Below are 26,663 nucleotides of genomic sequence, written 5' to 3'. Positions count from 1 at the left end.
CGCACCTTAGCGCGCCTCGGGCAGGCCAGGGCATCCGGAGGCCGCCGGGCGGCGCGCGTGGAGACCGAGCCGAGAAGCCGCCTCCGAGGCCGCCCCGCTCTGACCGTCCCTGACGAGCACGAGCCGCCATGCCTCCCGGGCTTCCTCGTGCCGGCCCAGCGTCGCGAGGCAGTCACCCCAGGCCAGCAAGCCGTCCCCACCCTGGCCCTTGTAGGGGTGTGCGGCGCCCGCCTCGAAGAAGCGCAGGGCTTCCTCCAGGCGCCCCGCGGCCAGGGTGATGCGCCCGAGCAGGAACAGCCCGTTGCGCGTGCTCGACACCCGGCGCGCGAGTTTCATCCCCCCGCGCGCCTCCCGCTCCGCTTCCTCGTACCGGCCCAGGGCCAGGAGTGCCGCGGCGCGGGTGAAGTGCACCTCGCTCCGATACACCCGGGACACGCGCTGGCGGTCCACGTGCTCGAGCGCGGCGAGCGCCTCCTCACCGCGCCCGGTGTGCGCGAGGATCCACGCCCGCTGGACGGGGAAGAAGTTCCACAGGAAGGGATACGCACGTGCCGGCTCTTCCAGGGCGGACAGGCGCGCGCTGGCGGCCCCCCAGCCTCCGAGGTTGTAGACGGCCTCGACGAGGTTGAACCGGACCATGGCCCACTCATTCCGCTCGGGGGACGGCACCTCGGGAGCCGGTGGACCGTGCCAGCCCCGCTCGATGTCGAGCGCCTCCAGGTAGCGGCCCGCGTTGATGAAGAGGTTGACCACGCAGGTGGCGCAGGGCAGGCAGCCATCCGCCCTGGCATGGACCGCGAGGCGGCGGGCACCCGCGAGGGCCGTCTCGGTATGGCCGAGCGCCGAGTACGCGTAGAGCTCCTCGCGCCACAACCTGGCCCTCATCCAGGCGTCGAGGGGAAGCCACTTCAGCAGCCAGGCGAGAGCGAGGGTCGCGCGGAAGGCGCCCCATTCGCCGCACCATGTCGTGAGATCCAGGAGGAGCCGATGCACCTGGCCCCAGAGCAGCAGCGAGGCCACGAGGACGAGCAGCAGCTCGGGGGGAAAGGGGGAGAAGCCCGCGATGGCGAGGGTCATGGCCGGTATGCCTCCGTACCGGGACACTCTACCTGATTGGGCAGGTGGGCGGGGCGACTTTTCAGGTCATGTGTCGAGGAAGCGGCGCTGCCATCGTCGAGTGAGGTCCCGGGAGGTGGGCTCTTCGTACAGATAGGGCTCCAGCACCCGGGCCAGGGCGCGGTACGACCGCATTTCTCTCTTCTGCTCCACATCGCCCGCTTCAGGCCATTGCCCCATCGAGACCATCACCTTCTGTGTGCTCAACTGCTCGATGGACACCTCTGGGTGATGGGTCAGCCGTGCGCGAATTCCTCCTGCGCCTCCGAGTCGTCCGAGCAATGTCTGTCCATAGAAGTTCAGCCAGTAGGCTCCCCGTACCTTCTCACCCAGGTTCATGGATGTGGTGCTGAGGTCCTGTATGTCCATCCCCGGGTAGCGGAAGCATTGCTCTTGGATGAGCTGCATCACCGGCTTGCTCGGCAGGAGATGGTTGAACGCAAGACTGACGTAACCAGAATCGAGGGGGACCTCGCGTGCAATCGCCACGGCGAGTTCCTTGACGTGCTCGGGGCCGTGCTCCTCCAGATACTCCGTGGGCAACCAGAATGAAACCGCGCTCACGAAACCTGGCGGGTCGAGGTCTTCTCGTGACCTGCCATGGTATTCGAAGCGAAATCCGCCCACCTGATTCTCATGCTCCTCCAATTGCAGGATGCAACTGGAAGGTGCTCTCAGCTCGTCGCGAACCTTCTCCCACTGTGCATCATCGAGAGGCCGTACAGCTCCCGCCCAGCCCTTGTATTCCTCGGAGGCCAGATCGCCTCCCATGTCCACGTACCAGCCCAGCTTCTCGTGCCCCACCGCATCGAGGTAGAGGTTCAGGGCGCGCATGATGGTCCGTGAGATGGTGTCATGCGGGCGCCGCATGAAGAGGCAGAGGATGAGTCCCTCTCGCAGGACCAGTCTGCCATCCGGCAGGCTTTGCCTGAGTCTCGGGTAGTGCTCGCTCACCATGTGGGCTCCCGAATGACTCCGTCCAATGGGGTGACGCGGTAAGGTGACTGTCCCAGGGCGCGCTGGTACATCTCTCCTTGTGTACGGCCCTGATAGGGATGCCCTTTGGGGTACTTCCTCCAGAAGGGCGGGTTCGTCTCCGGGCAGGGAAACTTGAAGTCGTAGACAGCCCAGACTTCGAGAGGATCTCCCGTGTGGATGACGACATCGGGCTCCAAGGTGCCCTCGAGCTCTTTCTCACGCCCTTGTCGCACGAGCCTTCCTCTCGCTTCCTTGCTCACGAGACTCGTTCGTCCTGTCGCGGGGTTGAAACTGTAGCGTTGTTCCAGGCTGAATTGCCCGGGAATCAGTTGTCTCAATGCCAGGTCGGCGCACTCGCGGGCTTCCTGGTGCTTCTCCAACCCCCAGCGCATCGCCTGTGTTACAGGCCGCTGGTGGGACTCGCCATGCTGTGGTTCCGGTCACCCCCGGAGCACGTCGTCGAAGGGTGGCGCTTCGCTCCCTGGTTGTCCCCAGCGGAGGCCCGGGAGCGGCCCACCCTCCTTCAGCCGTGTCAGGGTGACGAGCAGTGTGACCCTCCGTTCGTGTGTTTCCATGACCCGCGCATCCAGCAGCGGCAGTGCACGGGCTCGGGTTGCGAGTCGGACTCCTGGTGTCCACCCCAGACCGCCTGCCGGGCCATTCCCCTCCGAGGCAGGGACAGGATGGCCCTGCGCACCTGTGCCCATGAGGGCCTGCGCAAGGAGGGAGAGCGGTGTCTGCGTTTCGTCCAGTGGCCCATGAGGGAACGGGCCTGTGGGGAGGGGCTCGTCTGCTCGGTTTCCGGCTGGTGCGGCCGGCCGTGCGTGCCCGGAAACGAGGGGACATGCCCGGAAGGCTTTTTCTGTGCTCGTGGGGACCCTGACGGGCCCGTGTGCCAGCCCACCTGTGAGGGCCGTGCGTGTCCCGAGGGCCTGGAGTGCGTCCGGCGGGAGGGGGGCGTGTCGGTGTGCCTCGCGGTGTACGGGCGCTCGTGCCATGGCGACGAGCCCTGTCCCGAGGGGACGGTGTGTGAGACGGAGCCGTTGCTCACCCTGGTGGGGCAGGCCCGGAGGTCGTGCGTCCGGACCTGTGGACACGAAGGTGCCGAGAGCTGTCTGGAGGGCTTCGTCTGCCACCAGGGCCGGTGCCGGCCGCGCTGCTCCCTGACGCGGCCCGATTCCTGTGGGACCCGGTTCTGCGTCTCCACCGACGACGAGGGCAACGGCATCTGCCTGTTCTCGCCGGAGCAATGGGACATGGACATCGAGCCGGCCCGGGATGGCGGGTGAGCTCGCTCATCCCGGGCTCGGACAACTCCGAGCTCAGAACGAGGCGTCGAGCTGGAGCCGCGCGAGATGCCGGCCCGCGGAGCGGTCGTGGCCGAAGATGTAGAAGTAATCGGTCTGCAGTTTGAACGCGTGACCGTTCAGGTAGACGTTGAGTCCACCCCCCACCTGTCTCCCCTGCGTGTTGACCTGGGTGACGAGCGCGGGGTCCGTCCCCGCGAACGCGAACAGGTGGTCCCACCGGGCGGCGACCTCGACCAGCGGGGACACCATCAGGCCGGCCTGGAGGAAGTAGCCCCAGCCGGAACGTGAGTACTCCCGGATCGCCGCCCCGCTCGCGTTGGTCCCCTCGAGGACATCGCGCCCCGCGTTGCGAAGCACTGCCTCGCCGAGGAACGAGAAGCCGCCGTACTTGAAGACCACGTCGGCGGCGGCGTGCCGGTAGTCCAGCGTCCCGAGCGTCAGCGCGTTGCCCGTGGTCGACCTCTGGCGGTTCGTCCCCTGGTTGTAGCCACCGGCGAGCCCGATCGCGAGGCGCGGCCTGGGCAGCCGCTGCAGGTCTCCTTCCTGATCATCGTCGAAGGCGCCCCACGGACGGAGCACCAGGCGCGCCACGTAGATGCCCCCCGTCGCCTGGGGGCCGAACCGGTTGCGTCCCTCGCCGCCGCCGACGAAGAGGTGATAGCCCAGCAGGCCATTCAGCCCACCGAGGTCGTTCGAGTACAGCATCAGACCGACATCGCGATCCAACGTCAGCTCCTGCACCACCTGCTGCCGGTCCACGAGCTGGAGCGCGAACTCCCGGATGGTGCGGGCCCGGTCGAACGGAACGAAGTACTGCCCGACGCGCAGGTTGAGATCGCGCACCTTCGTGTAATCGATGAACGCATCGAAGATGGGAGAGGAACTGCCCGTCTCGAAGTCGTTGCCGCCGAAGGCGAGCTGAATGGTGTACTTGAGGTCGGTGGTGAGGACATGCCCCTGGGTGATCAGGCGCAACGTCTTCACGTTGATCTCGTTGGTCGTCTTGTCCTTCTCCCGGGCGAGCGTCTCCCGCAGCTGCGCTCGCGCCCTGACCGTGATGCCAAAGCGGCCGTCCTCGGTCGTGACCGTGAGTCCCTTGCCCGGCGCGGCCGATACGGAGACGCCCTCCTCCCGCTGGCTCTGGAGCAGGCGGACCTGTTGCTCCAGCTCCGCCAGCCGCTCGGCGGTGGCGGCCGGTGCATCCACCGCTGGGGCCGGCGCTGGCTCCTGGGCGCTCGCGGGCCCGTGGACCAGGACCGCCGTCATGGCCAGCACGAGGGCGGCATGCGCGCGCACGCCCTTCGTGTTGCCGGCCTCCTCTCGTTTCATGTTCGCAGCTCGCATTCCTGACCTCTCCTGGGGTGACCCGGACCGAGGCACGGCTGCGATCGAGCATAGAAGCTCGAAAGCCCACCGGGCCCTCGCGGGGGGTGGGCTTTCTCTTCCTCTGTCGTGCGGCGGTCCTACTGCCGCTCGACGGAGGGGAGACCCACCGTCAAGGCAGGACAGCGGCAGCTGCAGGGGTGACGCGGAGGAAGCATGTGCATCCAATATAACGGATGAACCTCCGCCAGCAAGGAGATTCCCGCCAGGCACCCGGGGAGCGCTCCCCCCGGCGGGCCTTCAGGCCGCGAGCTTGTTGCTCACGGTGTGCGGCACGGGCCGGTGCGTCGAGGGCAACCAGACCAGCGGGAAGCCGATCTCCGGGTACTGGGAGATCATCTCCCGGAGGTAGCGGCACATGCTGAGGACCATGCTCAGCACCATGACCCCCAGCAGGCCGTGGTGGAGCACGGGCTGGAGCGCCTGGGGCAACGCGGACAGGGGGAGCACCAGGAGGAAGAGCACGCACTCGGCGGTGAGCCACGCGGGCGGCTTGTTGACGAGCTGGCGCGCATGGACGCCCACCGCGAGGCTGCTCATGGCGAGGGCGACCAGGGCCCGGGCGGAGAAGACATCGCTCCAGTCGCTCAGCCACGTCACGTACAGGCCGAGGATGAGCGCGGGCGCCGTGAGGATCCGCACGTAGAAGCGCGGCGAGGAGAGCGGCGAGCGGTACATGAGCACGAGGTCCTGCAGCAGCGACCAGGCCCCCGCGCCGAAGGCCACGAGGCTCAGGATCGCATAGGTGAGCTGGAAGGCGGGCTGCTCGAGGATGGCCACGCCGAAGACGCAGACCGACAGCCCCAGGAAGAGACAGAAGACATAGTTCCAGAGGTGGTTGATGTAGGGATCGCGCATGACCCCCGTGGCGAAGTAGCGGCACAGCCCGAGGTAGAAGAAGAGCTGCCCGGTGGCGGTGAGCAGGATGTAGGGCAGGAAGTAGACGCCGTGCCGGGGGCCGAGCTGGGCCACGATCATCACCGCCATCGCCGAGTTCATGACGTCGACCCAGTGGTCCCAGAAGTGGCGGGCGGTGGACTGGGTCCCGTTGCGCCGGGCCTGGGTGCCGTCCATGGCATCCAGGCAGAAGTGGAGCACCCGGCAGACCACCCAGAGCGCATACATCCATTTCGCGCGCTCGAAGGTGTGCACGGCGGCGAGCAGGAACAGGTGCAGCAGCAGCCCGGGAATGCCGAGGACGACCGGGGAGAGCCGGTAGGGGAGATGGTGGACGGCGAAGTGCCGGCACTCCTCCCGGACCACCCGGATGAGCGCATCCTCCTCCAGGCGCTTGTAGCTCTGCTGCGTGTCGAGGACCAATACATGGGGCTCCAGCGCCCGTGCCTGTTGCGTGCTCATGGCCAGTGTCCGTTCACCCGGGCCGGTGTCGTTGCCCTGGGTGTGGCGAACAATGCGAGGGATGGGGCTCGAGCGCGGTGCGCGGCGTCACACGAGGACTGTGGCCCGCGTCACAGCCCCGAGGGCGGATCCGGGGCGGCGCCGGAAAAAAATCGGAGGCCTTGCCCGCCGGAGCGGCTCACGGGTCCAACCCATCAGACAGCGCACGAAAGGGAAATCCCATGAGCCACAAGCGTTTCAATCAGGTGTGTCTGGTGGCGGCCGCCGCCTCTCTGCTGGGTGCCTGCGAGGGCGGGCTCACGGCCGCGGAAGCGCCGCACTCCGACCGTGGCGGTATCGGAATGGAAACGCCGGTGCCGGCTCCGGGCGCCGACGAGTCTCCGGCCACGGGCTCCATCGACATCCGCCGCTCGCTGGCCGTGACGGAGAAGAGCATCCTGGCCCGGTTCGGGGGACGGCGGGTGTTCAGCAAGCTGGTCGCGGACCATGGCGGGACGGGCTTCACCCCCGAGCAGCTCTTCCGCCAGCTGTGGGACACGCAGAACCCGGCGCCCGGGCAGCCGGATCTGGCGGGCATGCCGCACTGCACCGACATGGGCAACACCCTCAACGGCTTCCCCTACGTGTGCCGCCCGAGCGAGGGCGGACAGGCGCGGCCGGGCTCGGTCATCAACCTGGACAGCTATGCGGCGGTGGGTCTCTACAACCGCTTCGATCTGGCGCCCGTGGACGGCTCGAACTGCGGCGAGTACCGCATCGTCCTGGCGAAGCTGCCCTCGGCGCCCGCCAGCCGCAACTTCATGATCTTCGAGGCGGTGCTGCCCAACCCCCAGCCCGAGCTGGGGCTCGAGGGCTGCCGGCCGGTGGCCGACTTCTGGGCCGGGCTGTCCGCTGACGCCGATCCCGCGTCGCGCGCCAGCAAGCTGGAGGCCTTCTACTTCACGGGGTTGCCGGGCTTCGAGCCGGTGGTGGCCATGAACCACTACGGCAACAACCCGGGGAGCCTGGGCCAGGTGCGCACCAACCAGTTCCTCCAGGGCGGCCCCACCGCGCCCCCGATTCCGTGGATGATGCGCGAGTTCAAGCTGGTGAGTGACTGCACCTCGCAGCCCTCGTGCACGCTGAAGTTCGTTCCGGCGACGGTGAAGACCAACCCCTTTGGCGGGCTGTTCAACCCGGCGTCCACGGACCCGCGGGCCTCGGCCTTCCAGAGTCACTTCATCTCGCAGGTGGCGAGCCTGGCCATCAACGACATCAACCGCTTCAACCACTCGGTGCCGGATCAGTTCAACGCCGCCCAGAGCGACTCGCAGACCCGGGGCGGAGCGGATGACTACCTCGCCCAGTTCGGCCCGGGCCCGAGCCCGTTCCACCAGGCCATCGGCCAGGAGCTCGCCCGCGTGGGCAGCACGCTGACCCCCCATGACATCGTCGCGCGTGCCCAGGCCCTGTCCTGCGGCGGCTGCCACCAGCGCAACAGCGGCAGGCCCGTGGGCGGTGGCCTGACGTGGCCCGCCTCGGCCAACTTCGTCCAGAGCACGGAGAACGATGATCCGGCGGACCCGGGCCGCTTCGCCATCTCCCCCGCGCTCCGGGACCAGTTCCTGCCCCAGCGCAAGGCCGTGCTGGAGCGCTTCCTCAATAATTGAGTTCGGCCTTCAATCCAGGTTGAGCTTGATTTTCAGGTTTTGGAGCAATATGCGGACCTCTCAACGGAGGTTCGCATGAGCGGTGGACAGACGAGGCCGTGGGCAGCAGCGCGGATGATGAGCTTCATGGGAGTGCTCGCCATGCTGGGAGTCTCGAGCATGGCGGGTCCGGCCGCGGCGGCCATGGCCCCGCTGGCGGCGCTCCAGGCCGAGGTGACGGCGAACCTGCCGTACCCGACGCGGAGCGAGTACCGCATCAAGGGCCTGCAGCCCGACTTCTGGCCGAGCTACGACGAGGTCACCGGCAACAACACGGGCGGCGTGGCCATGAACCTGACGTGGTTCACCTGGGAGCCCACCGCGAAGGCGCCTCCGTGTGCTTCGAATGAAGTGGAGTACAGCGGGCGCTGCTTCGTGGTGGATGCGGCGGTGGACTCGGCCATCCGGACCTGGACGGCGCGTGGCGTGGTGGTGACGGCGGTGGTGTACGGCGTCCCCGCGTGGGCGCGAGCGGGCCGGGTGTGCACTCCGGCGGGGCCCGGCTTCGAGATCTTCTGCGCGCCCAACAACGCGGCGGACTACGGGCGCTTCGCGGGCATGCTGGCCTGGCGCTACAACGGGCTGAATGGCAACGGCCGCATCGCCGACTTCGTCATCCACAACGAGGTCAACTCGAACGTCTGGTTCGACGTGGGCTGCGGGCAGGGCGCGGGGGCCTGCAACACCCAGACGTGGCTGGACACCTACGCCGCCAACTACAACGCGGCCTATGACCAGGTCGTCGCCTGGCAGCCCGCCGCCAAGGTGCTCATCTCGCTCGAGCACCACTTCGGCCCCGAGTTCGACCAGCCGGGCGCCAACGAGCCGCTGCTCTCGGGCATGACGTTCCTGAGTGGCTTCGCCGCGCGGGTGGGCTCGCGCGCGTGGCGGGTGGCCTATCACCCCTATCCGCCCGATCTGCTCAAGCCGCAGTTCTCCGCGGACGACTACCCCCGGGTGACGTACGGCAACATCGGCGTCCTGGCCGGGTGGCTCCGCAAGACGTTCCCGAACGTGCCGTCCTCCTGGGAGCTCCAGCTCACGGAGAGTGGCGTCAACTCGCTGTCGCCCAACTCCTCGGAGGCGGCGCAGCAGACGGGCGTGTGCAACTCGTTCCGCAACGTGCTGGGGACGCCCGGCATCGAGAGCTACATCTACCACCGCATGAAGGACCACCCGGACGAGGTCTCCAGCGGTCTGGGCGTCGGGTTGCGCCGCGCGGATGGAAGCGCCAAGCCGGCCTGGACCACGTGGGCGCTGGCCAACCGGAATGACCTCAATCCGCCGCAGCTCTCCTGTGGCTTCGAGGACCTGCCCTACACGCGCCTGCGCCGGAGCTACAACGCGACGCGTGGGCACTGGGCCTCCACGCGTCTGCCGCCGCCGGGCTTCACCGTGGAGTCCTCGTGGCGGCTGCTGCGCGCTCCCCAGCCGGGAACGCGGATGCTCTACGAGTGCCGCGTGGGCGATCACAACCTGCTGACGCCGGATGTGAACTGCGAGGGTCTGCAGCCGCTCGGGCCGGTGGGCTACGTCTACACGTCCCAGGTGGCGGGCACGGTGCCGCTCTACCGCTGCCGGATCTCCTCCAACGGAGATCACTTCGTCTCGCCCGCGTCCAACTGCGAGGGGCAGACCGTCGAGTCGCTCCTCGGGTACGTCGTTCCCTGAGACAGCCTTCTTCCGTGGACGCCAGTGGGGAATCCCCTGGCGTCCCGGCCCTCACCCGGCTGCCTGGTCCTCCTGACCGGGCATTCGCCGTGCGTACCCTCGGAACGAAGCTCCCACCCGAGGGTTCGCCCGATGAGACACAACCGGCTCGAGTCCTTCGCCCTGCTCGCGGCTTCGTGGGTGACCACGGCCGCGTCCGCCTGTCCCAACTGCGAGACCTCCCAGGTGGTCAAGGCCTCGGTCCTGGGTGAGGACTTCTGGCGCTATCTGATGCTCCGCCGCAGGTTCGTGGTCAGCACCATCCCCCCGAGCAGCACCGGCGTGCTGCCCCGGTTGCGCAGCTCCACCCAGCCCTCGCGCGCGTCCAGCGCCTCCAGCACCAGCCCGGGCTTGCGCATGCGGTAGCGCTCCAACTCCTTCAGGACGAACGCCCGGCGCAGGCGGACGAAGTCCCTCATCCAGGCGCGGCCCTTCTGGAACTTCAGTGGATGCCCCCGGCCCGCGGGATGGGAAGCGGGTTCTCCCAGGTGGGAGGGCCGTTGTCCGCTCGGGGCTCGGGACTACCCGCTCAGCGGCAGCCGGTGGCCGAGGGAGGAAGCGGGGAGCCGACACGGTCCAGCCACCCGCGCTCCCGCCACTCCTCCTTGCGGACCTCCACCGCGTGCGACAGGTCCCGCTCGAAGCTGTCGGCGAGCGCCCGGGCGAGTGGCGCGTCCTCGACGACGAGCGCCCCCTCCTCGAGCATCGCGCTCGCGTTGGGCTCCAGGTTGTTGGAGCCCACGGCGGTCAACTGGTCATCCACCACGAGCGTGCGGGCATACAGGGGCGCGGACTGGTACTCCCAGAGGCGCACGCCGCTCTCCAGCAGGCGCTCGTAGGAGGCGCGCTGGGCGGCGAGCACGCCGGAGGTGGCCTCGTCGCCGGGCACGAGGATGCGCACGTCCACGCCCGCGCGGGCCTTGCGGATGAGCGTGTCCACGGTGGCGGCGGTGGGGACGAAGCAGGCGTTGGTGAGCCACAGCCGGCGCCGGGCGGCGGCCATGAGCACCTGCACCATGCGCTCGGAGTGGCTGAGCGACGGGGAGCCGGTGCTCGCGACGAAGCCCGCACGCGCCTCGCCGCGCGGCTCGAGCGTGGGGAAGGCGGACTCCGGGAGCAGTCCTCCGCCCGCTTCCAACCAGTCCCGGGCGAAGGCCTGCTGCAACTGGCGCACGGCCGGGCCCTCCACGTGGACATAGGTGTCGCGCCACGCGTTCACCGGTGTCTGCCCGGTCCGCCATTCCGGGCCCACGCCGGAGCCTCCGGTGAGGCCGCTGCGCCCGTCGCGGATGACGAGCTGGCGGTGGTTGCGCGCCTCCAGCCGCTCATCGTTGAACACCACCTCCGAGCCGACGAAGGGCCGGAAGGCGCGGACGTCACACCCGGCCTGGACGAGCCGCGGCTCCACCGTGTCCTGGAAGCCCGGGCTGTGGAGGGAATCCACGAGGATGCGGCACACCACGCCCGGCTGGCGCCCGGAGAGCGCGCGCAGCAGGCGCTCCGAGGCCTCGCCCGGCTGCCAGTTGGAGGCGAGCAGGTGGATGGACTCGCGGGCCTCGCGGATCTCCGCCTCGAGCCGCTCGAGGATGCGGGCGTCCTGCACCAGCTCCACCACATGGCCCGTGCGCAGCCCCACGCCCACGGACTGGTACAGCGCGAGCGACAGCTCCGGCCCCGAGTCCGCCACGTCATCGTAGACGCGCAGGGCTTGGGGGTAGTCGCGGTGGACGCAGGCGGTACCGAGCAGGCAGGCGAGCAGGACGCGTGGAAGACGATTCACGGCGGCCAAGCTAGGCATCCCCTGGCGAGCCGAGCAGGGGGGAGCGGCGGGCAGACGGCCGGGCCCGGTGCGCTGTCCTGACCCGGGTGCGGCTGCATCCCTACCTTCGCACAGATGACCTGCCAGCCTGGAGGGAGGCGAGATGGAGTCCTGGAACCGGACGTCGGCCGACTCGGTGCGTACCCACACACCGGACGGGGTGAACCGGCGGATTGATGCGCGGGTGGAGAAGTGCGTCCAGGGCATGGCCGAGCACATGGATCGCTCGGTCATCAGCACCTACCTGGAGAAGCTGGAGCGCGAGTGGGACCTGAACCGGGTGGTGACGGTGGCGGCGTCCGCGGTCTCGGTGCTCGGCCTGGTGCTGGCGGCGAAGGACGGCCCCCGGTGGAAGCTCGTGAGCGGGGTGGCCGCGGGGCTGCTGTTGCAGCACGGCCTGCTCGGCTTCGGTCCGCTCTCGGAGCTGGTGAGGGCGCTGGGGGTGCGGACGCGGCGGGAGATCGACCTGGAGAAGTTCGCCCTCAAGGCGCTGCGGGGCGACTTCGAGCGGATTCCCCACGACGGCGGCCCGCTGGCCCGGTCCAACGCCGCGCTGGTGGCGGCGCAGTCCTGAGTGGACCGGGGTGAGGGTCTCTTCAGCCCCCACCCCGGACCGTGACGGCGCGGCCGTCAGAACCCGCCGACGTTGGGTCCCCCGAGCGTCACGGGAGGCCCGGGGATGCGCTTCTTCTGGGCGCCGGGCGGGTCGCCGTGTCCCTTGAAGAGGTAGCCCTCGAGCCCGGCGAGGCCGATGGAGAACTGCGTCACCCACTTGTCGGCCGGCCGGCCCACGGGGGCGTTGATGTCGAACGGGTAGGCGAAGTGCAGGCGCAGGAGGATGGGACCGAGGCCCACGTTGACGCCCACGGCGGCATCGAGCACGCGCCGGTTCCACAGCTCGCGGGCCGTGCCGCCCACGCCGCCCACGTCGAAGCCGGCCACGCCCATGAGGGAGTTGAGGAAGGCGATGCGGATGAGCGCATCCAGCGGCACGCGCAGCTCCAGCGTGGAGTACAGGTAGTGCTGGCCGAGCAGCCACTGCTCGTTGCCGAAGGGCACGCCGCGCAGGGTGTCGAAGCTGGAGAGGTAGAAGGACTGGGAGAAGCGTCCACCGAAGCTGGTGCCCGCGCCGCCGCGCAGCATGATGTGGGTGCTGCCCAGCGGGATGGGGAAGTAGCGCTCCGCGTCCAGGCGCAGGTTGCCGTAGAACTGGCCGTTGAAGGGCTGGACGCCGGTGGTGATCTCGCTCAGGAACGAGGTGCCGGAGATGGGCACCCCCGTGTAGTGGTAGCGCAGCGTGTTGTAGCCGAAGGCCAGCGAGCCCTCCGTCTGGAAGCGCATGCCCGGCCTGTTGCGCTGCCACTCCGAATACAGGTCTCCGATGCCGTTGATCTCCTGCAGGTTGAGGAGGAAGGCGGTCGTCGGATCCAGGAAGTACGAGGCGCCACCGATGCTGAGGTTGCCTTCCAGGAAGGTGAAGGTGCTCAGCGGATAGCGTGCCAGGGAGGTGGCGCCGAAGAAGCGCTCACCCGCGACGAGTGCGTAGTAGGGCAGCTGGTTGCGGTAGCGGCTCAGCGTCTGGTCCAGCCGGAAGCGCAGGGACTGGAAGAGGCCCAGGCCGTACATGGTCCGCTGGGACTGGTTGATGTACAGCAGGTAGCCGTCGGTCAGGTCGAACGAGCCGTACACGGCCACCTGCAGCATCAGGGCGTGGTTGCGCATCCGGTCCGCGGCCGAGGCGAACACCTGGCCGTAGAAGCCGCCGCCACCCGCGCCGGCGAAGCCCATGATGGGGCCCAGGTCGATGTTCTCCCGGGCGAAGGGCTTGTAGGGCTCGGCGCCCACCAGCGAGCGCTGGGGCAGGGGGCTCGGCGGGCCCGCCTCCGCCTTGGAGGCCTGTGCCACCTCGAAGTTCATCAACTGCTGCGAGCGCAGCAGGGCCGGCTTGCGCTCACCGGACACGTGGTAGAGCAGCCACAGGTTCCCATCCGGAGCGGGGCTCGGCTCGAAGAGGCCGGTGGTCACGTCCGTGCGCCGCACGATGCCGCCACCGCCGGTGTACTCGTGCAGGTCCGAGCGGCTCTTCTCGTACGCCACGAAGAAGAGGCGGCCGTCGGGCATCACCGTCGGATCATTGTGGTCCCTCGCCTCGGTGGTGAGGCGCTCCACCTTGTCGGCGGCCTCCGGCTTCACCCGGAAGAGGTTGTAGTAGCCGTGCGAGGTGGCGTCCGAGGTGAAGACGATGCCCGCCGGGCCCCAGGTGAGGCTGCGCTCGGCGTACACGTCATGGGTGATCTGCCGGGGCTCCACGTCCAGGCCCTGATCCAGCGGCAGCACGTACACGTCGCGCGTGCCCGACTCGTTCAGGCCGATGAAGGCCAGCTGCTTGCCATCCGGCGAGAAGGCCGGCGAGTACGCGGCGATCAGCCCGTGGTCCGCGAGCTTGTAGGACACGCGCTCGCCCAGCTCGAAGCGCACCTTGAAGGGCGGGTCCTTGCGCAGCCCGGAGGGGTTGTTGAGGTAGGGGCTGCGGCCCATGGACGGCAGCGCGCCCGTCATGGAGATGGGCTCGGCGGTGTGCTTGAAGTTCTGGACGTAGAGGATGTCGCGCGAGAGCGACTCGGCCACGAAGACCAGCTTGTCGTCCGTGAGGGCGAAGTTGCGCCCGAACACGGGGTGCAGCGACTCGTAGCCCGGCACGCCGTCGCCCTGCACCTTCACGCTCTCCTGGGGCGCGCGCGGATCCAACATGATGAGCTGGCTCTGGCCCGTCTCCGGGATGATGCTCCGGTACATGATGATCCGGCCATCCGGCGAGCTGTTGAGCGAGGTGACGATGCCCCGGCGCTCGCGCAGCACGTCGATCTGCGGCGTGGACTGCTCGGCCTTGAGGTAGGTGCGGTAGGCGCGCTGCTTCAGCCACGCCTCGAACTTCGCGGCCACCTTCTGCGGATCATCCCCGGTGAGCATCTCCACCAGCCCCTCGAACTGCAGCTCCGGCGTGTTGGCCGTGCCGGAGACGAGCTTGGGCGAGTTGTCGATCACCTTCTGGATGAAGCCCCGGCCGTACGTCTCCTCCAGGAACTCGCAGCGCGCCTGGCCCACCTTGTAGATCCACAGGAAGCCGTAGGGCCCGGGCGACCAGAAGTCGAGGAAGGCGTACCCGCGCATCAGGTCCGGGTTGATGAGCAGATCCCTCACCATCATCTCGCCTTCGGGGTCCAACCCGCCCTTGGCGTAGAACTCGGCCAGACCCTCGATGAACCAGAGGGGGATGGCGTTGAGCGGGTCTCCGGACACCTTGGCCTGCTCCGCCAGGAAGCGGACCTTCTGGATGGTGAACTGGTGGGCCATCTCGTGGGAGCTGATCTCCCCGAAGAGCCGGTGGTCACCCAGGTAGGGCAGGGCCAGCTCCAGGTTGCCCTGGGTGCTGGTGACACCCAGCGTGCCCTCGGACACCGCGAAGACGTTGGTCTGCAGGAACTCCTGGTAGCTGCTGTAGAGGATGTACGGGAACGTCTGCGTGGGAACGAACTGGAAGCGATCGACGAGGTAGCGGTAGGCCTCCTCGAGCTGGGGCGCGGCGTACTGGGCCACGTTCCGTTCGCTCTCGTAGAAGTAGAAGCGGACACCGCCGCTCTTGGCGCCCAGCGACGTGGCGTAGGCGGGGCCGCCGCCATCCGGGGTGCCGCCGTCGGCGGACAGGGCGATGGGGACGTAGAGCTCACCGCCCGTGGCGATGGGCGTGCCTCCATCCCGCTGATTGTCGGCCACGGGGGTGGGGCTGCCCGGCTCCACGGACTCCACGGGGCTGCCACCGGTGCCCTGCTCGCCCTGCTTGCCTCCCTTGGGCACCTGCGTCGCGTCGGCGGTGGGGACGCCCGGCCCGCGCATCTGCGGGGTGGTGGGGGAGGCGGGGGTCGGACCTCCCGGCGCGCCCGGTGGCTGCATGTGGGCCCGGTGGGCCGCTGGGGCGGCTACACCCTCGGCCTCGGGGCCCACGAGGATGTCCATGTGCTTCCACTCGAACTCATACGTGTGCACCGGCGAACGTTGAGCCCGTCGCGGAATGACATAGACCTGGGCCAGGGCGGCCTCTGAGAGGACGAGGGCCAAGAGGGTGGCGGTGAGAAGACGTCGATTCACAGGGGCGACCTCCCGGGTGGGGAGACGAGGGACTGAGCGAACCTAGGCAGGCTTCCTCATATAGACGAGTGGGCAGCCGGGCGCTTCTGTATGATTGCTCAGCGTTGCACGTCCCCGCGTCGCCGGGTGTTGGGTGAACCAATGCTTTCGCATCCCTCTGGCGCCCGGTATGGATGGCGCATGAATCGTTCTCTGGTGGTCATGGCGGGAGCCCTGCTCCTCGCCCTTCCTGGATGCCCGAACACGGCGGAGGAGAAGCACGAGTGCGATCTCCCGGCCTTCGACCTGTCCGCATGTGACCGGTCGGGTTTCGCCGCCGTCCAGGCCGATGGGGTCTGGAAGACGAACGTCACGATCGACGGAGTGGGCACGCCGACGGCGTTCTTCCTGACGCCGGATCAGTCCCAGTCCCTGCTCTTCGTCACCCCGCTCTCGGAGCGCACCGTGGAGGGGGAGACCTTCTACCTGGCCGCCGACTACGAGCGCTCCTTCTCCACGCTCCGCATCGCGCTCGCCGGCTGCGAGGCCCCGGCGCCCCATCAGGTGAAGGGGCAGTTCCGCCGCTGCGTGAATGGGGAGAAGGACCTGGAGGGCACCTTCGAGGCGGTGCGCGTCCAGCGGCCCGCGGGCGAGCAGGAGGCGTCCGGGGTGGAACTCGTGTCGGAGATGGCCCTGCCGCGCGGCATGGCCATGGACGTCTTCGTGTCGGGTGGGTACGCCTACGTGACGGCGTTGTCCGAGGGCCTCTTCATCTACGATGTGAAGAACCCGGCGGCGCCCAGGAAGGTGGCGGAGCTCACCCCCACGTCGGACACCTGGTACCGCTCCTGGGTGAAGGGCACGACGCTCTATGTCACCAGCCAGACCGAGGGCCTGCTCGTCTATGACGTGACCACGCCCGAGGCGCCCAGGTGGCTCACTTCGCTGCCGGGGGGGAGCTCCGTCCTGGCGGGGTGGGGCCTGTTCGTGGACGGGGACCGGCTCTACATGATGTCGCCGTCGCCCCGGGCCGAGGTGCTCATCTTCGATGTCTCCAAGCCCGCCTCGCCCTCGCTGCTCACGCGCTACTTCGTGCCGCAGAGCGACGCCCTGAAGGGGGAGTACCCGGTGGACGGGGTGGTTTTCGGCAATCGGCTCTACCTGGGTCACTGGGCGTATGGGTTGGCGGTGGTGGGGGTGACGAATGTGGCCGCCCCGAAGTTCCTGGGGCGCTTCGGGTACGACAACGCCACCAGCCGCACGGTGGCGGTGGGCTCCATCGGGGACCGGACCATCGCCTTCGAGGCGAGCGAGGGCTGGAACTCCCGGCTGCGGGCCCTGGAGGTGTCGGTGTCGGTGGACGCGAACATGTCGGAAGTTGCCCACATCACCGAGGTCGGCCGCTTCGAGATGGGGCCGGCGTCCCCGGTGCTCGGTTTGACGCTGGTGGGCACGAAGTTGTACGTCGCTCATAGCCAGGACGGTCTGCGTGTCCTGGACATGTCCAACCCGAGCACACCCCGGCAGATTGCCTACTACAATACGTGGCGGGAGACGGATTCAGGCCGGGGACGCGCGTTCCTGGACGGCCTCACTGGCGTGAAGGTGCCCGGCGACGGGTACGTGTACGCTACCGAGACGTCCTGGGGATTGCTCGTCTTCCGTGAGCAGTGAGTGAGGCGCATGAGCCAGACCGTGTCGAAGTCGTGTGAGCGGTGCCAGTCCCTTCCAGAGAAGCTGGAGCTGGAGGGGCCGGGCCGGCTCTTCCTCTGGCTGCCGCTGGGCCACAGCTACGGCAAGCTGGTACGGCAGTTGGGAGACTCCGGGCGCCAGCACCAGGCCATGCCGGATGATCGCTGCGTGGCGGTGCGGCTGGAGGGCGCGCAGCTGGGTTCCTTCGTGGCCGACGTCATGGGCGCGCTGACGGGCGAGGAGTCGCGGGCCACGCGCGCGCTCTTCGTCGAGGGCGAGGGCGAGCCGGGCCTGGGGGACTTCCCCCGGGTGGGCTCGCTGCCGCAGCTCTTCACCCTCAGCCGCTCGGGCTGGCTGGTGGACATGCTGGCCGAGAAGCGCATCACCAGCCACTACCAGCCCATCGTGAACGCCAAGGACACGCGCCAGGTGTACGCCTACGAGGCGCTGTTGCGCGGCCTGGAGCGGGACGGGGCGCTGGTGTTCCCGGGCAAGATGCTGACGCTGGCGCGCGACGCGGATCTGCTCTTCCAGCTGGACCTGGCGGCGCGGCTGTCCGCGGTGCGCGAGGCGGCGCGGCTGGGACTGAAGGTGCCCATCTTCATCAACTTCACGCCCACGGCCATCTACGATCCGGCGTTCTGCCTGCGCTCCACGGTGGCGGCCATCTCCGAGGTGGGCATGCCGCCGAGCAACGTGGTCTTCGAGATCATCGAGTCGGACCACACGCCGGACGCCAACCACCTCAAGTCGCTGATCGCCTACTACCGGCAGGCGGGCTTCCGGGTGGCGCTGGATGACCTGGGAGCGGGGTACTCGTCGCTGAACCTCATCCACCAGCTGCGGCCGGACATCATGAAGCTCGACATGGAGCTCGTCCGGGGCATCCACCAGGACTCGTACAAGGCGTCCATCACGGAGAAGCTGCTGGAGCTGGCGCAGAAGCTGGGCATCCTCACGGTGGCCGAGGGCATCGAGACGCCCGAGGAGCTGCGCTGGGTGCGCGAGCACGGGGTGGACTTCGTGCAGGGCTACCTCATCGCGAAGCCGAGCAGCCCGCCCACCATGGTCACGCCGCACTACTCCTGATTGACGAGCGAGGCGCCCGAGCGCTGGAGGCTGAGCCTCCAGGCCTGGTGCAGCTCGAAGCCGGCGCTCTGCAGCTCCAGGCGGGCCCGGTAGATGTCGCGCTGCTCCACGGCCTCCTCGAGGGTGGTGAGCCGGCCGAGCGCGCTCTCGATGAGGCGCGCGGTCTCACCCCGGCCGCTCCCGGCGGCGCTGGCGAGGGCCTCGGAGATGTCCTGCCGGGCGTAGGTGAGCGCGGGGCCCACGGAGAAGTCCCCCTTCTCGAGCAGCTGGTCGGCGGTGATCATCCACTGGTAGCCGCTGCTCATGCTCCGCACGCTCTGCTGCCGGAGCTGCTCCAGGGCCTGGGCGCGGGCGCCCACGAGGGCCTCGCGTTGCTCCACGGTCCGCAGCCGCTCCTGGTCCTGCTGCTGCTGGCTCTGTTGGGCCTCCAGCTCGGTTCGAAGGAGCTCCACCTGGGCGCGCAGCTGCTTCACTTCCGCCTCGCGGGCGGCGCGCTCCAACTCCTCGAGGGTGGGGGGAGAGGGGTTCTGTCCGAGCAGCAGCGTCAGGGAGAGGGCGAGAGGGCTCATCTCCCCAAACGTGTCCACCGCTGGACGAACCGGTACAGCCCGGAGGACGAGCCTCCGTCCCGCCGTCCGAGGGGCGAGCGGACGAAGTGCCCGCCCCGGCCGGACGTGTGCCGCATCAGCCCTCGAAGGTGTCCTTCATGCGGTTGACGGCGGCGCTGCTCATCTGGTCGATGGTCTGCTTGAAGGTCTGCTGCATCAGGACCTGCTTCATCATGACCTTGGAGGCCTGCTCGAAGACCTTCTCCGGGGAGGCGTTCGGGTTGGCCTTGAGCCACGTGGCCATGTCCTTCTGGATGCCCTCCAGGGCGCGGCCCTTGAAGCTCTTGCCCAGGCTCTCGATCGTCATGCCGTAGCCCTGGGCCTTCTTCTCACCCACGAGCTGCGCGAGGGAAGACATCACGTCCTCCAGCTTGGAGTCGGTGTTCACGCCGAGCTTGAAATCGGACCCGAGATCGCTGGCGGACTTCACGCCCTTGAGATCCTCCGCGGACGGAGGCTGGATCGTCGGGCCCGCCGTACGGGCCGCCGTGGTGGCGGCGAAGGAGGAAGAGTTGCTTCCGATGCGGGTGGACATGGCAACACCTTTCGGGAAAGACACGAATGCTTTGAAGGCATTATCGCCCGGTCCCCGGGGAAGTTGCGTGAGGGGGGGCCGAATTCTTCCCGTTTCCCGGCAGTGACCCGATAAGGCCCCTGATTCCAGGGGCTTATCAGAGGTCGATGCGCAGGCCCACGCCGGCCTGGAGCGTGGGCGGGGCGATGTGGATGGGAGGGATCTCCTGCTCGCCCCGGCGGATGGCCGGCAGGTTGAGGGCGAAGCGGAACTCGCCGCCCTTCTGGCCGTAGTTGAGGGCGACGAAGGCCTCGACGCTGAGGTAGCGCAGGGCCCGGTGCGTCACGTCCAGGCGGGTGATGAAGGAGCGATCCGAGAGGTTGCCCAGGTTGGACAGGATGAAGTTGGTGTTGTCCCAGGAGCCCGGTCCGGCGAGCAGCCCGTAGAGGGCGGCGTAGTGCTGGCCGATGAAGAAGGGCTGATACTGCCCCTGGAAGAGGAGGTACGGGTAGACCAGCGAGGAGGAGTAGCCCGTGGGATTGTAGAAGTACTCGACGCCCACGGTGGCGGTGTCGTTCTCCGAGTAGGCGAACGTCCAGGTGGCGCCGGTGCTCAGCTGGGGGATGTACGAGCCCTCCAGGTAGGTCGTCTCGATGGGGATGGAGCCGAGGTCGAGCGGTGGGCCGTCCCCGTTGACCTGGCTGAACAGCTCCTCCAGGGAGACCCCCGCGGGCAGCCGGTAGATGGGGGTGTCGGAGCCCCTGCGGATGGCGAGCTCGCCGTAGATGTCGATGGGGCCGAGGCCGGAGGAGAAGTCGAAGCCGAAGCGGGGCTTGCGGCCGCGCTGGAGCACGGCATCGAAGCCCAGCTCGGTGGAGCCGAGCACCACCTCGGCGCGGGCGGCGCCACCGACGCGGCCGAGCGTGTCGGCGGGGCCGGCGTTGTCGAGCAGGCCGATGGCGTAGAAGTTCCACCCCTTGGCCTCCCAGGGCACGTGCACCTTGAGCATGGTGGCGCCGGTGCGCGCGTCGAAGAGGGCGAGCGGATCCCTTCGCTGGGGGCTGAGGAAGTCGGTGGGGTTCCAGAAGCGCGAGGGGCCCCACTTCACGTGCTGCTTGCCGGCGGTGATGAAGAGGGCGCGGCCCAGGTCGAAGCGCAGCCAGGCCTGGTCCAGCAGCACGCGCGGGTCCGCGGCGGCCGCGCCGGGTGCCGCGGGGAGGAGGCTGCCCGAGCCCTCCCTGCGCGTTGGATCATAGGTGAGCCGGCCGAGCACGAAGCCGCGGAGCCGGTCGGTGGGGCGCGCGTCGAAGTACCCGTCCACCAGCATGGGGGCGGAGAAGGAGGTGTTGCCGAAGGTCACCCCCTCGCTGCCCTGGGAGAGGGCGCGCAGGTAGAAGCGCCCGCCGATCTTCAGCGGGTCCTCGACGGCCTCCTCGGTGTCGAAGGCGTTGGTGGCCGAGGGCCCATCGAGCGCCTGCGCGTCCCGGTCCGCGGGCCGGGAGTCCCGGGCCTCGGGGGCCGGAGCCGTGGCCTCGGGCGAGTCCCCGAAGAGGGCGCTCTCGCCGGGGCGTGCCGCGTCCGCCGGAGCGGGCGAGGCCTCCTGTGCCTCTGGCGTCTCACCGCCGAAGAGGTCGGCCTCGTTGGGGCGCTCCTGGGCGAGCGCCGGCAGCGCGGTGAGGACCGCGGCGAGCGCCAGGGTGGTGCGGGTGCTCATCGGCTTTTGCTCTCGAGCCAGGCCTTGGTGAAGATGTTCTCCTCGAGCGGCTTGAGGTCCACGTTCTTCACGACGATGACGGTGGAGTTGGCCTTCTCCACCTCGTCATAGAAGCGCATCTCCTGGGGGAACCAGACGTCGGCCTTCTTGGACTCGCTGAAGACCTTCATCCACTTGGGGTAGTAGGAGGTGCGCATCAGGCGCTTGGAGAGGGCGAACTCCTGGCGCTTGAGGATGTTGGACGTGTCCTTGTCCACCCACAGGTGCACCACGGGGTAGGCCACGTCCACGCCCGGCCTGGCGGTGAGGACGAGCTTCCATGCGGTGAACTTGCCGAGCTTCTCCTCGCCCTCGAAGGCCGGGTCGAACTCCTCGGCGAGCCGGGACTCGTCGAAGTCGGCGCGGCGGCTGTCGGTGCCGGCGATGCGCTCGCGCTCGGTGCGCCGATCCCACTTGCCGGTGTTGGGATCATAGCTCCAGAGGTTCTTCTCCAGCCGCATGTAGCCCTTGCCGGCCTCGCCCTTGGGCCTGGTCATGAGGATCATCAGCTGATCCTTGGCGTCGCGGCGGTACACCACGGCCTCGCGCACGACGTCCGTTTTGTCCTTCTCCTTCTGCTCGATGTACATCAGCGACTTGTAGTCGCCGCCGTTGCGCTGGCGGTCGTCGAGCGTCTCCAGCAGCTTCTTGAGCTCGGCCGGGTCCTTCATGTCGGCGGCCCGGACGGCGGGAGCGGCGAGGAGCACCGTGGCGAGCACGGCGCCGAAGAGGTTGCGCAGGGTCATGGTCGTCACCCGATGTGGTGCATCGCCGTGACGGGCTTCATCCGCGCGGCGAGGAAGGAGGGAATGAGCGAGACGAGGGTGGTGCACAGCGTGATGATGAAGACGGAGCCGGCCACGGCGAGCGGGCTCACGGCGAAGCGCAGCTGCTCGGACATGATGATGACCTGGACGGCCATGGGCATGGTGACGTGGGCGGCGTTGAGTCCCAGGCACACGGCCAGCCCCAGCAGGGCGCCGGACAGGGTGCCGAACAGGGCCAGCAGGAGGGCCTCGAGGAAGAACATCAGCACCACCCACCCGCGCTGCATGCCGATGGCGCGCAGGGTGCCGATCTCCCGGGTGCGCTCGCGGATGGCGATCCACAGGGTGTTCATGACGCCCACGCTGATGATGACGAGCAGCAGGGCGAGCAGTCCCACGGTGAGCCCGTTGAGCGCCTTCACGGACCAGGTGATGAAGGAGATCTCATCCTCCCAGTTGGTGATGTCCAGGCGCTGACCCGTCCAGGCCTCGCGGTTGACGGACTCGAACTTCATGAAGAACGGGTTGGGGTTGTGGTCGAGCACCTTGTAGCCGAGCTCGGGCAGCCGCTTCATGAGGCGGGCCTGGACGGCGGGGACGTCGGCGGTGTCCTTGAGGTAGAGGTGGAGGGCGCCGGTGGCGTCGTCGCGCATCTGGTAGAGGGCGCGCAGGGTGGAGTTGGGCAGGTAGCAGAAGACGGAGCTGAGCATGCCCACGTTGGCGGCGATGGCGGCCACGCGCACGTCCACGGTGTTGCTGGTGCCGCGCATGGTGGGGGAGGAGAGGGTGACGGTGTCGCCCACCTTCACCTCGAGCTTCTTGGCCTGCTCCTCGAAGAGCAGCAGGGTGTTGGGCTGCTCCAGGTCCTCCATCCGGCCCTCGCGGAGGATGAGGGCCCTGCGGAAGCCCGTCTCGTTCTTGACGTCGATGCCGCCCAGGACGAGGTCCATGGAGCGGGTGTCGCTGACCACCTTGGAGTAGCCGCGGCCGCGCTGGACCATGTAGTCCAGCTCGGGCACCTCCTGGAGGAGCTGCTTCTGGAGGGGGGGGACCGCGGTGACGACGGGGGCGGACTGGCCGGCGGTGACCTTGTAGAAACCGGCCACGTTGACGTGGCCCGTCATGAGCGTGGTGGCGGTCTCCACCGTCGTGGTCTGGATGCCGTTGGCCAGGCCCATGAGGATGACGAGCAGCGCGGTGACACCGGCGATGGCGCCGCCGAGCAGCAGCGTGCGGCGCTTGTGGGAGCCGAGGTTGCGCAGGGCGATGAGCAGCAGTTGGAACATGGCGTCACTCGTCCGTCTGCATCGCCTGGAGGGGCGAGACCCGGGTCGCGAGGTACGCCGGGTAGAAGGTGGAGAAGGCGGACACCCCGAGCACGATGACCAGGGCGGTGATGATGTTGGAGGCCTGCAGGGTGGGGAAGAGGCGCGGGCCGGAGAAGAAGAAGTAGAGCGACTCGTGGAACGCGGGGATGCCCATGACACCGAGCCCCTTCACGGCCAGGGTGCCCAGCAGCGCGCCCGCCGCGCCGAACACCAGGCCCAGCACGGTGGTCTCCAGCAGCACCATGCCCAGCACGAAGCCCCGCTGTGCTCCGATGGCGCGCAGGGTGCCGATCTCCCGCACCCGCTGCAGCGTGGCCATCATCACCGCGTTGTTGATGATGACCACCGCCACCACGAAGGTGATGAACACGGCCGCGTAGAGCACCAGCTTGGCCACCAGGATGATCTGCCCGACGAGGTCCGAGGCCTGGTGCCAGGAGACGACCTTGAGCGGCAGCCCGGCCTTCTTCGACGCCTCCTGGAGCTCCACCAGGGTCTGCTCCAGCATGTCCGGGTTCTTGAGCATCACCGCGGCATGGAGCACCACGCCGTCGTCGATGTCCTGCTGGGTGTACTTGCGCGGGGCCTGCTCCTGCTGCTGCCGGGCCTGGGACACGCCCTCGAGCTGGGCGTCCACGTCGATGGAGCCCGAGGCGGTCTCCGCCACCAGGGTGCTGTCTTCGCCGAAGAGGGCGGCCTCGGCGTCCTCTCGCTTCACGTCGGTGACGCCGCTGGCCGCCTGGAGCTTCTCCAGCTCGTCCTTCTGGTCCACCGTCAGGTAGCCGTACAGCTCGCGGAAGGTGATGAGGTCCATCAGGCTGAGCGAGCCGGCCAGCTGGGACTTCTCCATGCCGGTGAAATCGAAGGTGCCGTACACCTTCACGTTCGCGCTCCGCGCGTAGCCCGTGCGCGTGAAGGCGGTGATGGTCAGCTCGTCCCCGAGCCGGAGGCGGTAGAGGTCCAGCAGGGGCACCAGCTCCGCGTAGAACTGCTGGTAGCGCGTGTCGAAGTTGGTGTCGTCCATGGTGAAGAACGCCACCAGCAGCTTCTCCAGCTCCGTCTCCTGGCTCCCGAGCGCCTTCTGCAGCCGCGCGATGGCCTGCTGCGTCTTGAGGGGATCCAGCTGGAAGAGGAGCTCGCGCGTCTGGGTCTGGTTCTCCTTCAGGCGGCGCTGGAGCTCGGGGTCGTCGGCGATCTTCCGGTGGTTGACGTCGCGGGCCTCCTTGATGAGGTCCAGCCGGCGCGCCGTCTTCAGCTTGTAGAACTCCTCGTAGGAGAACTTGGGCAGCAGCAGGCCGCGCTGGCCCTCGGGCACGGCGGTGCCGTCCACGATGCGCATCCGGTCGAAGGTCTTCTGGAAGTTGACCAGGTCGGTGCCCAGGTAGCGCAGGGGAATCATGTCCCCGTCCGTCACCAGCGGGGCGATGCGGTTCTCCAGCAGCTCCAGCGAGGCGAGCGGGTCCTTCTCGAAGCCGTCCCAGAACTCCGGGGTCCGGGCGCGCTCCAGGGCCCGCAGGTCCGCGGGGTCCATGGCGTTCTCGGCGGCGATGGCGTTGCGCCGCTCCAGGTCCTTCTCGAGCAGGGCGATCATCTGGCGCACGTGGGACTTGAGGCTGTCGATCTGCGCGCGCAGCCCGGGCGTCTCACCCGCGGCGGCCTGCTTGTAGAGATCCCTCAGGCGCGCGAGCGTCAGGTCCACCGTGTTGCCGGACATCAGCAGGGTGGAGTTGGTCCCCATGGGGACCACCGTCTTCACGTTGGGGTGCTGCTCCAGCACCTTCTTGATGTCGGAGAAGCGCTCGATGACGCGCAGGTCCGCCTCGCCGCCCATCTTCCCGTAGAGCGCCAGCGAGTCCTTGGACTTCTCCGAGTACACCTGGAGGTGGCCCGCGACGCTGCCGATGATGCTGCGGCTCATCGACTCGTCCAGGCTGTCCACCACGGCGCCTCCCACCACCACCAGCACGGTGCCGAAGAGGATGATGCCGCCGATGATGACGTTGACCCAGCTGGCGAACAGGTTGCGGAAGGCCACCTGCACCAGCAGCTTGAGCTGTCCCATCTAGTGGCCCTCCGCCCCCGCGGCCATGGCCCGCTGGGCCTCGGCCGGGGTGATGCGATCGAGGATCTTCCCGTCCGCCAGCCGGATCACCGCGTTGGCGTGGTTCATCACCTTGGCGTCGTGGGTGGAGAAGATGAAGGTGGTGCCCTCCTTGCGGTTGAGCTCCTTCATCAGGTCGATGATGTTCTGGCCGGTGACGGAGTCCAGGTTGGCGGTGGGCTCGTCGGCCAGCACCAGCTTGGGCCGGGTGACGAGCGCGCGCGCCACCGCCACGCGCTGGCGCTGGCCACCGGACAGCTCGTTGGGCCGGTGCTTCACGTGCTTGTCCAGGCCCACCTGCTCCAGGAGCGTCATCACCCGCTGCTGGCGCTCCTTCGGGTTCAGCTTGCGCTGCAGCAGCAGGGGGAACTCCACGTTCTGGTAGACGCTGAGCACCGAGACCAGGTTGAAGCTCTGGAAGATGAACCCGATGGTGTGCAGCCGCAGGTCCGTGAGCTGCCGCTCGGAGAGCGTCTTGGTGTCCTGGCCATCCACGCTCACCACGCCCGAGCTGGCCGTGTCCACGCAGCCGATGAGGTTGAGCGCCGTCGTCTTGCCGCTGCCGGACGGGCCCGCGATGGAGATGAACTCGCCGGGGTATACCTCCAGCGACAGGCCCCGGAGCGCGGGCACCTGCACCTTGCCCAGGGTGTACGTCTTGGTGACGTCGGTGAGGGAGACGATGGGCCGTTTGGCGCCAGAGACGGCGGTGAGCTGGGTCATGGCTGGGTCGGTCCTTTCCGAGACCGGGGAAGGGGTGGGGGAGGTTACCGGGTGCCGCTGCGGCGCTGACGCGGAGAGGGCGGGGAAGGGGTGGTCTGGCTGCCGGGTCTGCGAGCGAAGCGGGCGCGCCAACGCTCGGCCGCACCGGACAGCTCCTGGCGGTAGAAGCCGCAGAACTCCACCGCCTCGCGCAGCTTGTCGCGTTCCTTCAATCCGGGCATGGCGAGTGCGTCCTGGCACAGTTGGCCCAGGGCGTCCATGGCCGTGACGGCCATCTCGAGCCGGTGGTCCCAGCCCGAGCTGTTGAAGACGTAGTAGTGGCGGCGATCCCCTGGGATGCTGGCGGGGTCCACCAGGCCACTGGCCTGCAGCTGGCGCACGTTGGTGGAGACCGAGGCCGGACTCACCCTCAGCAGCCGGGCGACCTCGCCCAGCGCGAGCGGCTTCTCGGCCAGCAGCAGCAATCCGAGGATGCGGCCGCCGATGCGCGGCACGCCCTGGCGCTCGAAGAACAGGCCCATCGACTCGATGAACTGCTCTTCCCCGGCGTCCAACCCGTCCCGACGCATGCGCGGCCCTTTCCGGAGCGGAAATCGCGCA

At 68.5% G+C, this 26,663-nt stretch carries 21 protein-coding genes; 6 read left to right on the top strand and 15 right to left on the bottom strand.

What is annotated here, in order from left to right:
- Positions 1-6: 6 nt before the first annotated feature.
- Positions 7-1,077, bottom strand: a complete 1,071-nt coding sequence (locus AC16DP_RS26080; protein ID WP_329725714.1) for a tetratricopeptide repeat protein — start codon at positions 1,075-1,077, stop codon at positions 7-9.
- Between the two features lie 66 nt (positions 1,078-1,143).
- Positions 1,144-2,073: a type VI immunity family protein gene (locus AC16DP_RS26075; protein WP_329725713.1), complete on the bottom strand. Its 930-nt coding sequence runs from the start codon at positions 2,071-2,073 to the stop codon at positions 1,144-1,146.
- A 980-nt stretch (positions 2,074-3,053) separates the two neighbouring features.
- On the opposite strand from AC16DP_RS26075, the gene AC16DP_RS26070 reads away from it, so the two are divergent.
- Complete coding sequence (locus AC16DP_RS26070; protein ID WP_329725712.1) at positions 3,054-3,383, top strand: hypothetical protein; 330 nt, start codon at positions 3,054-3,056, stop codon at positions 3,381-3,383.
- Positions 3,384-3,416: 33 nt separating this feature from the next.
- Here the strand turns inward: AC16DP_RS26070 and AC16DP_RS26065 are convergent, their stop codons facing one another.
- A complete protein-coding gene (locus AC16DP_RS26065) occupies positions 3,417-4,733 on the bottom strand; it encodes a porin (RefSeq protein ID WP_329725711.1) in 1,317 nt (438 codons plus the stop codon).
- A gap of 294 nt (positions 4,734-5,027) precedes the next feature.
- Positions 5,028-6,146, bottom strand: coding sequence for a CDP-alcohol phosphatidyltransferase family protein (locus AC16DP_RS26060; RefSeq protein WP_329725710.1), 1,119 nt, complete (start codon positions 6,144-6,146; stop codon positions 5,028-5,030).
- Positions 6,147-6,367: 221 nt separating this feature from the next.
- Between AC16DP_RS26060 and AC16DP_RS26055 the strand changes: the two genes are divergently transcribed.
- Complete coding sequence (locus AC16DP_RS26055; protein WP_329725709.1) at positions 6,368-7,795, top strand: hypothetical protein; 1,428 nt, start codon at positions 6,368-6,370, stop codon at positions 7,793-7,795.
- 75 nt (positions 7,796-7,870) lie between these two features.
- A complete protein-coding gene (locus AC16DP_RS26050) occupies positions 7,871-9,505 on the top strand; it encodes a DUF5722 domain-containing protein (RefSeq protein WP_329725708.1) in 1,635 nt (544 codons plus the stop codon).
- A gap of 263 nt (positions 9,506-9,768) precedes the next feature.
- Here AC16DP_RS26050 and AC16DP_RS26045 read toward each other — a convergent pair whose 3' ends face one another.
- Complete coding sequence (locus AC16DP_RS26045; RefSeq protein ID WP_329725707.1) at positions 9,769-9,963, bottom strand: hypothetical protein; 195 nt, start codon at positions 9,961-9,963, stop codon at positions 9,769-9,771.
- 110 nt (positions 9,964-10,073) lie between these two features.
- Positions 10,074-11,324, bottom strand: a complete 1,251-nt coding sequence (locus AC16DP_RS26040; RefSeq protein WP_329725706.1) for a phospholipase D-like domain-containing protein — start codon at positions 11,322-11,324, stop codon at positions 10,074-10,076.
- Between the two features lie 142 nt (positions 11,325-11,466).
- Between AC16DP_RS26040 and AC16DP_RS26035 the strand changes: the two genes are divergently transcribed.
- Positions 11,467-11,937 carry a hypothetical protein gene (locus AC16DP_RS26035; protein ID WP_329725705.1) on the top strand — a complete coding sequence of 157 codons (471 nt, stop codon included), beginning with the start codon at positions 11,467-11,469 and terminating at the stop codon, positions 11,935-11,937.
- A gap of 56 nt (positions 11,938-11,993) precedes the next feature.
- Here the strand turns inward: AC16DP_RS26035 and AC16DP_RS26030 are convergent, their stop codons facing one another.
- Positions 11,994-15,509, bottom strand: a complete 3,516-nt coding sequence (locus AC16DP_RS26030) for a tolB protein precursor protein (RefSeq protein ID WP_329725704.1) — start codon at positions 15,507-15,509, stop codon at positions 11,994-11,996.
- 180 nt (positions 15,510-15,689) lie between these two features.
- On the opposite strand from AC16DP_RS26030, the gene AC16DP_RS26025 reads away from it, so the two are divergent.
- Complete coding sequence (locus AC16DP_RS26025; RefSeq protein WP_329725703.1) at positions 15,690-17,162, top strand: LVIVD repeat-containing protein; 1,473 nt, start codon at positions 15,690-15,692, stop codon at positions 17,160-17,162.
- A 9-nt stretch (positions 17,163-17,171) separates the two neighbouring features.
- Positions 17,172-18,269 carry an EAL domain-containing protein gene (locus tag AC16DP_RS26020; protein WP_329725702.1) on the top strand — a complete coding sequence of 366 codons (1,098 nt, stop codon included), beginning with the start codon at positions 17,172-17,174 and terminating at the stop codon, positions 18,267-18,269.
- Here AC16DP_RS26020 and AC16DP_RS26015 read toward each other — a convergent pair.
- From AC16DP_RS26015 to AC16DP_RS25980, 8 genes are all read right to left on the bottom strand, one after another.
- A complete protein-coding gene (locus AC16DP_RS26015; protein WP_329725701.1) occupies positions 18,260-18,838 on the bottom strand; it encodes a hypothetical protein in 579 nt (192 codons plus the stop codon). The genes AC16DP_RS26020 and AC16DP_RS26015 overlap by 10 nt on opposite strands.
- Before the next feature lie 115 nt (positions 18,839-18,953).
- Complete coding sequence (locus tag AC16DP_RS26010) at positions 18,954-19,412, bottom strand: hypothetical protein (protein WP_329725700.1); 459 nt, start codon at positions 19,410-19,412, stop codon at positions 18,954-18,956.
- Positions 19,413-19,548: 136 nt separating this feature from the next.
- Complete coding sequence (locus tag AC16DP_RS26005; RefSeq protein WP_329725699.1) at positions 19,549-21,105, bottom strand: hypothetical protein; 1,557 nt, start codon at positions 21,103-21,105, stop codon at positions 19,549-19,551.
- Positions 21,102-21,890: an outer membrane lipoprotein-sorting protein gene (locus AC16DP_RS26000; protein WP_329725698.1), complete on the bottom strand. Its 789-nt coding sequence runs from the start codon at positions 21,888-21,890 to the stop codon at positions 21,102-21,104. The genes AC16DP_RS26005 and AC16DP_RS26000 overlap by 4 nt, the downstream gene beginning before the upstream one ends.
- Positions 21,891-21,895: 5 nt before the next feature.
- Positions 21,896-23,197: an ABC transporter permease gene (locus AC16DP_RS25995; protein ID WP_329725697.1), complete on the bottom strand. Its 1,302-nt coding sequence runs from the start codon at positions 23,195-23,197 to the stop codon at positions 21,896-21,898.
- Between the two features lie 4 nt (positions 23,198-23,201).
- Positions 23,202-25,301, bottom strand: coding sequence for an ABC transporter permease (locus AC16DP_RS25990; protein WP_329725696.1), 2,100 nt, complete (start codon positions 25,299-25,301; stop codon positions 23,202-23,204).
- Positions 25,302-26,063, bottom strand: a complete 762-nt coding sequence (locus AC16DP_RS25985) for an ABC transporter ATP-binding protein (protein WP_329725695.1) — start codon at positions 26,061-26,063, stop codon at positions 25,302-25,304.
- A 44-nt stretch (positions 26,064-26,107) separates the two neighbouring features.
- The gene (locus tag AC16DP_RS25980; protein WP_329725694.1) at positions 26,108-26,632 is read right to left on the bottom strand and encodes a GbsR/MarR family transcriptional regulator; all 525 of its coding nucleotides are present in this window, start codon (positions 26,630-26,632) and stop codon (positions 26,108-26,110) included.
- Positions 26,633-26,663 lie beyond the last annotated feature (31 nt).

Source organism: Archangium sp. (genome assembly GCF_057119385.1).
The sequence above is the reverse complement of the archived record's forward strand: the minus strand, read 5'-3'. Positions and strand labels throughout refer to the sequence as shown.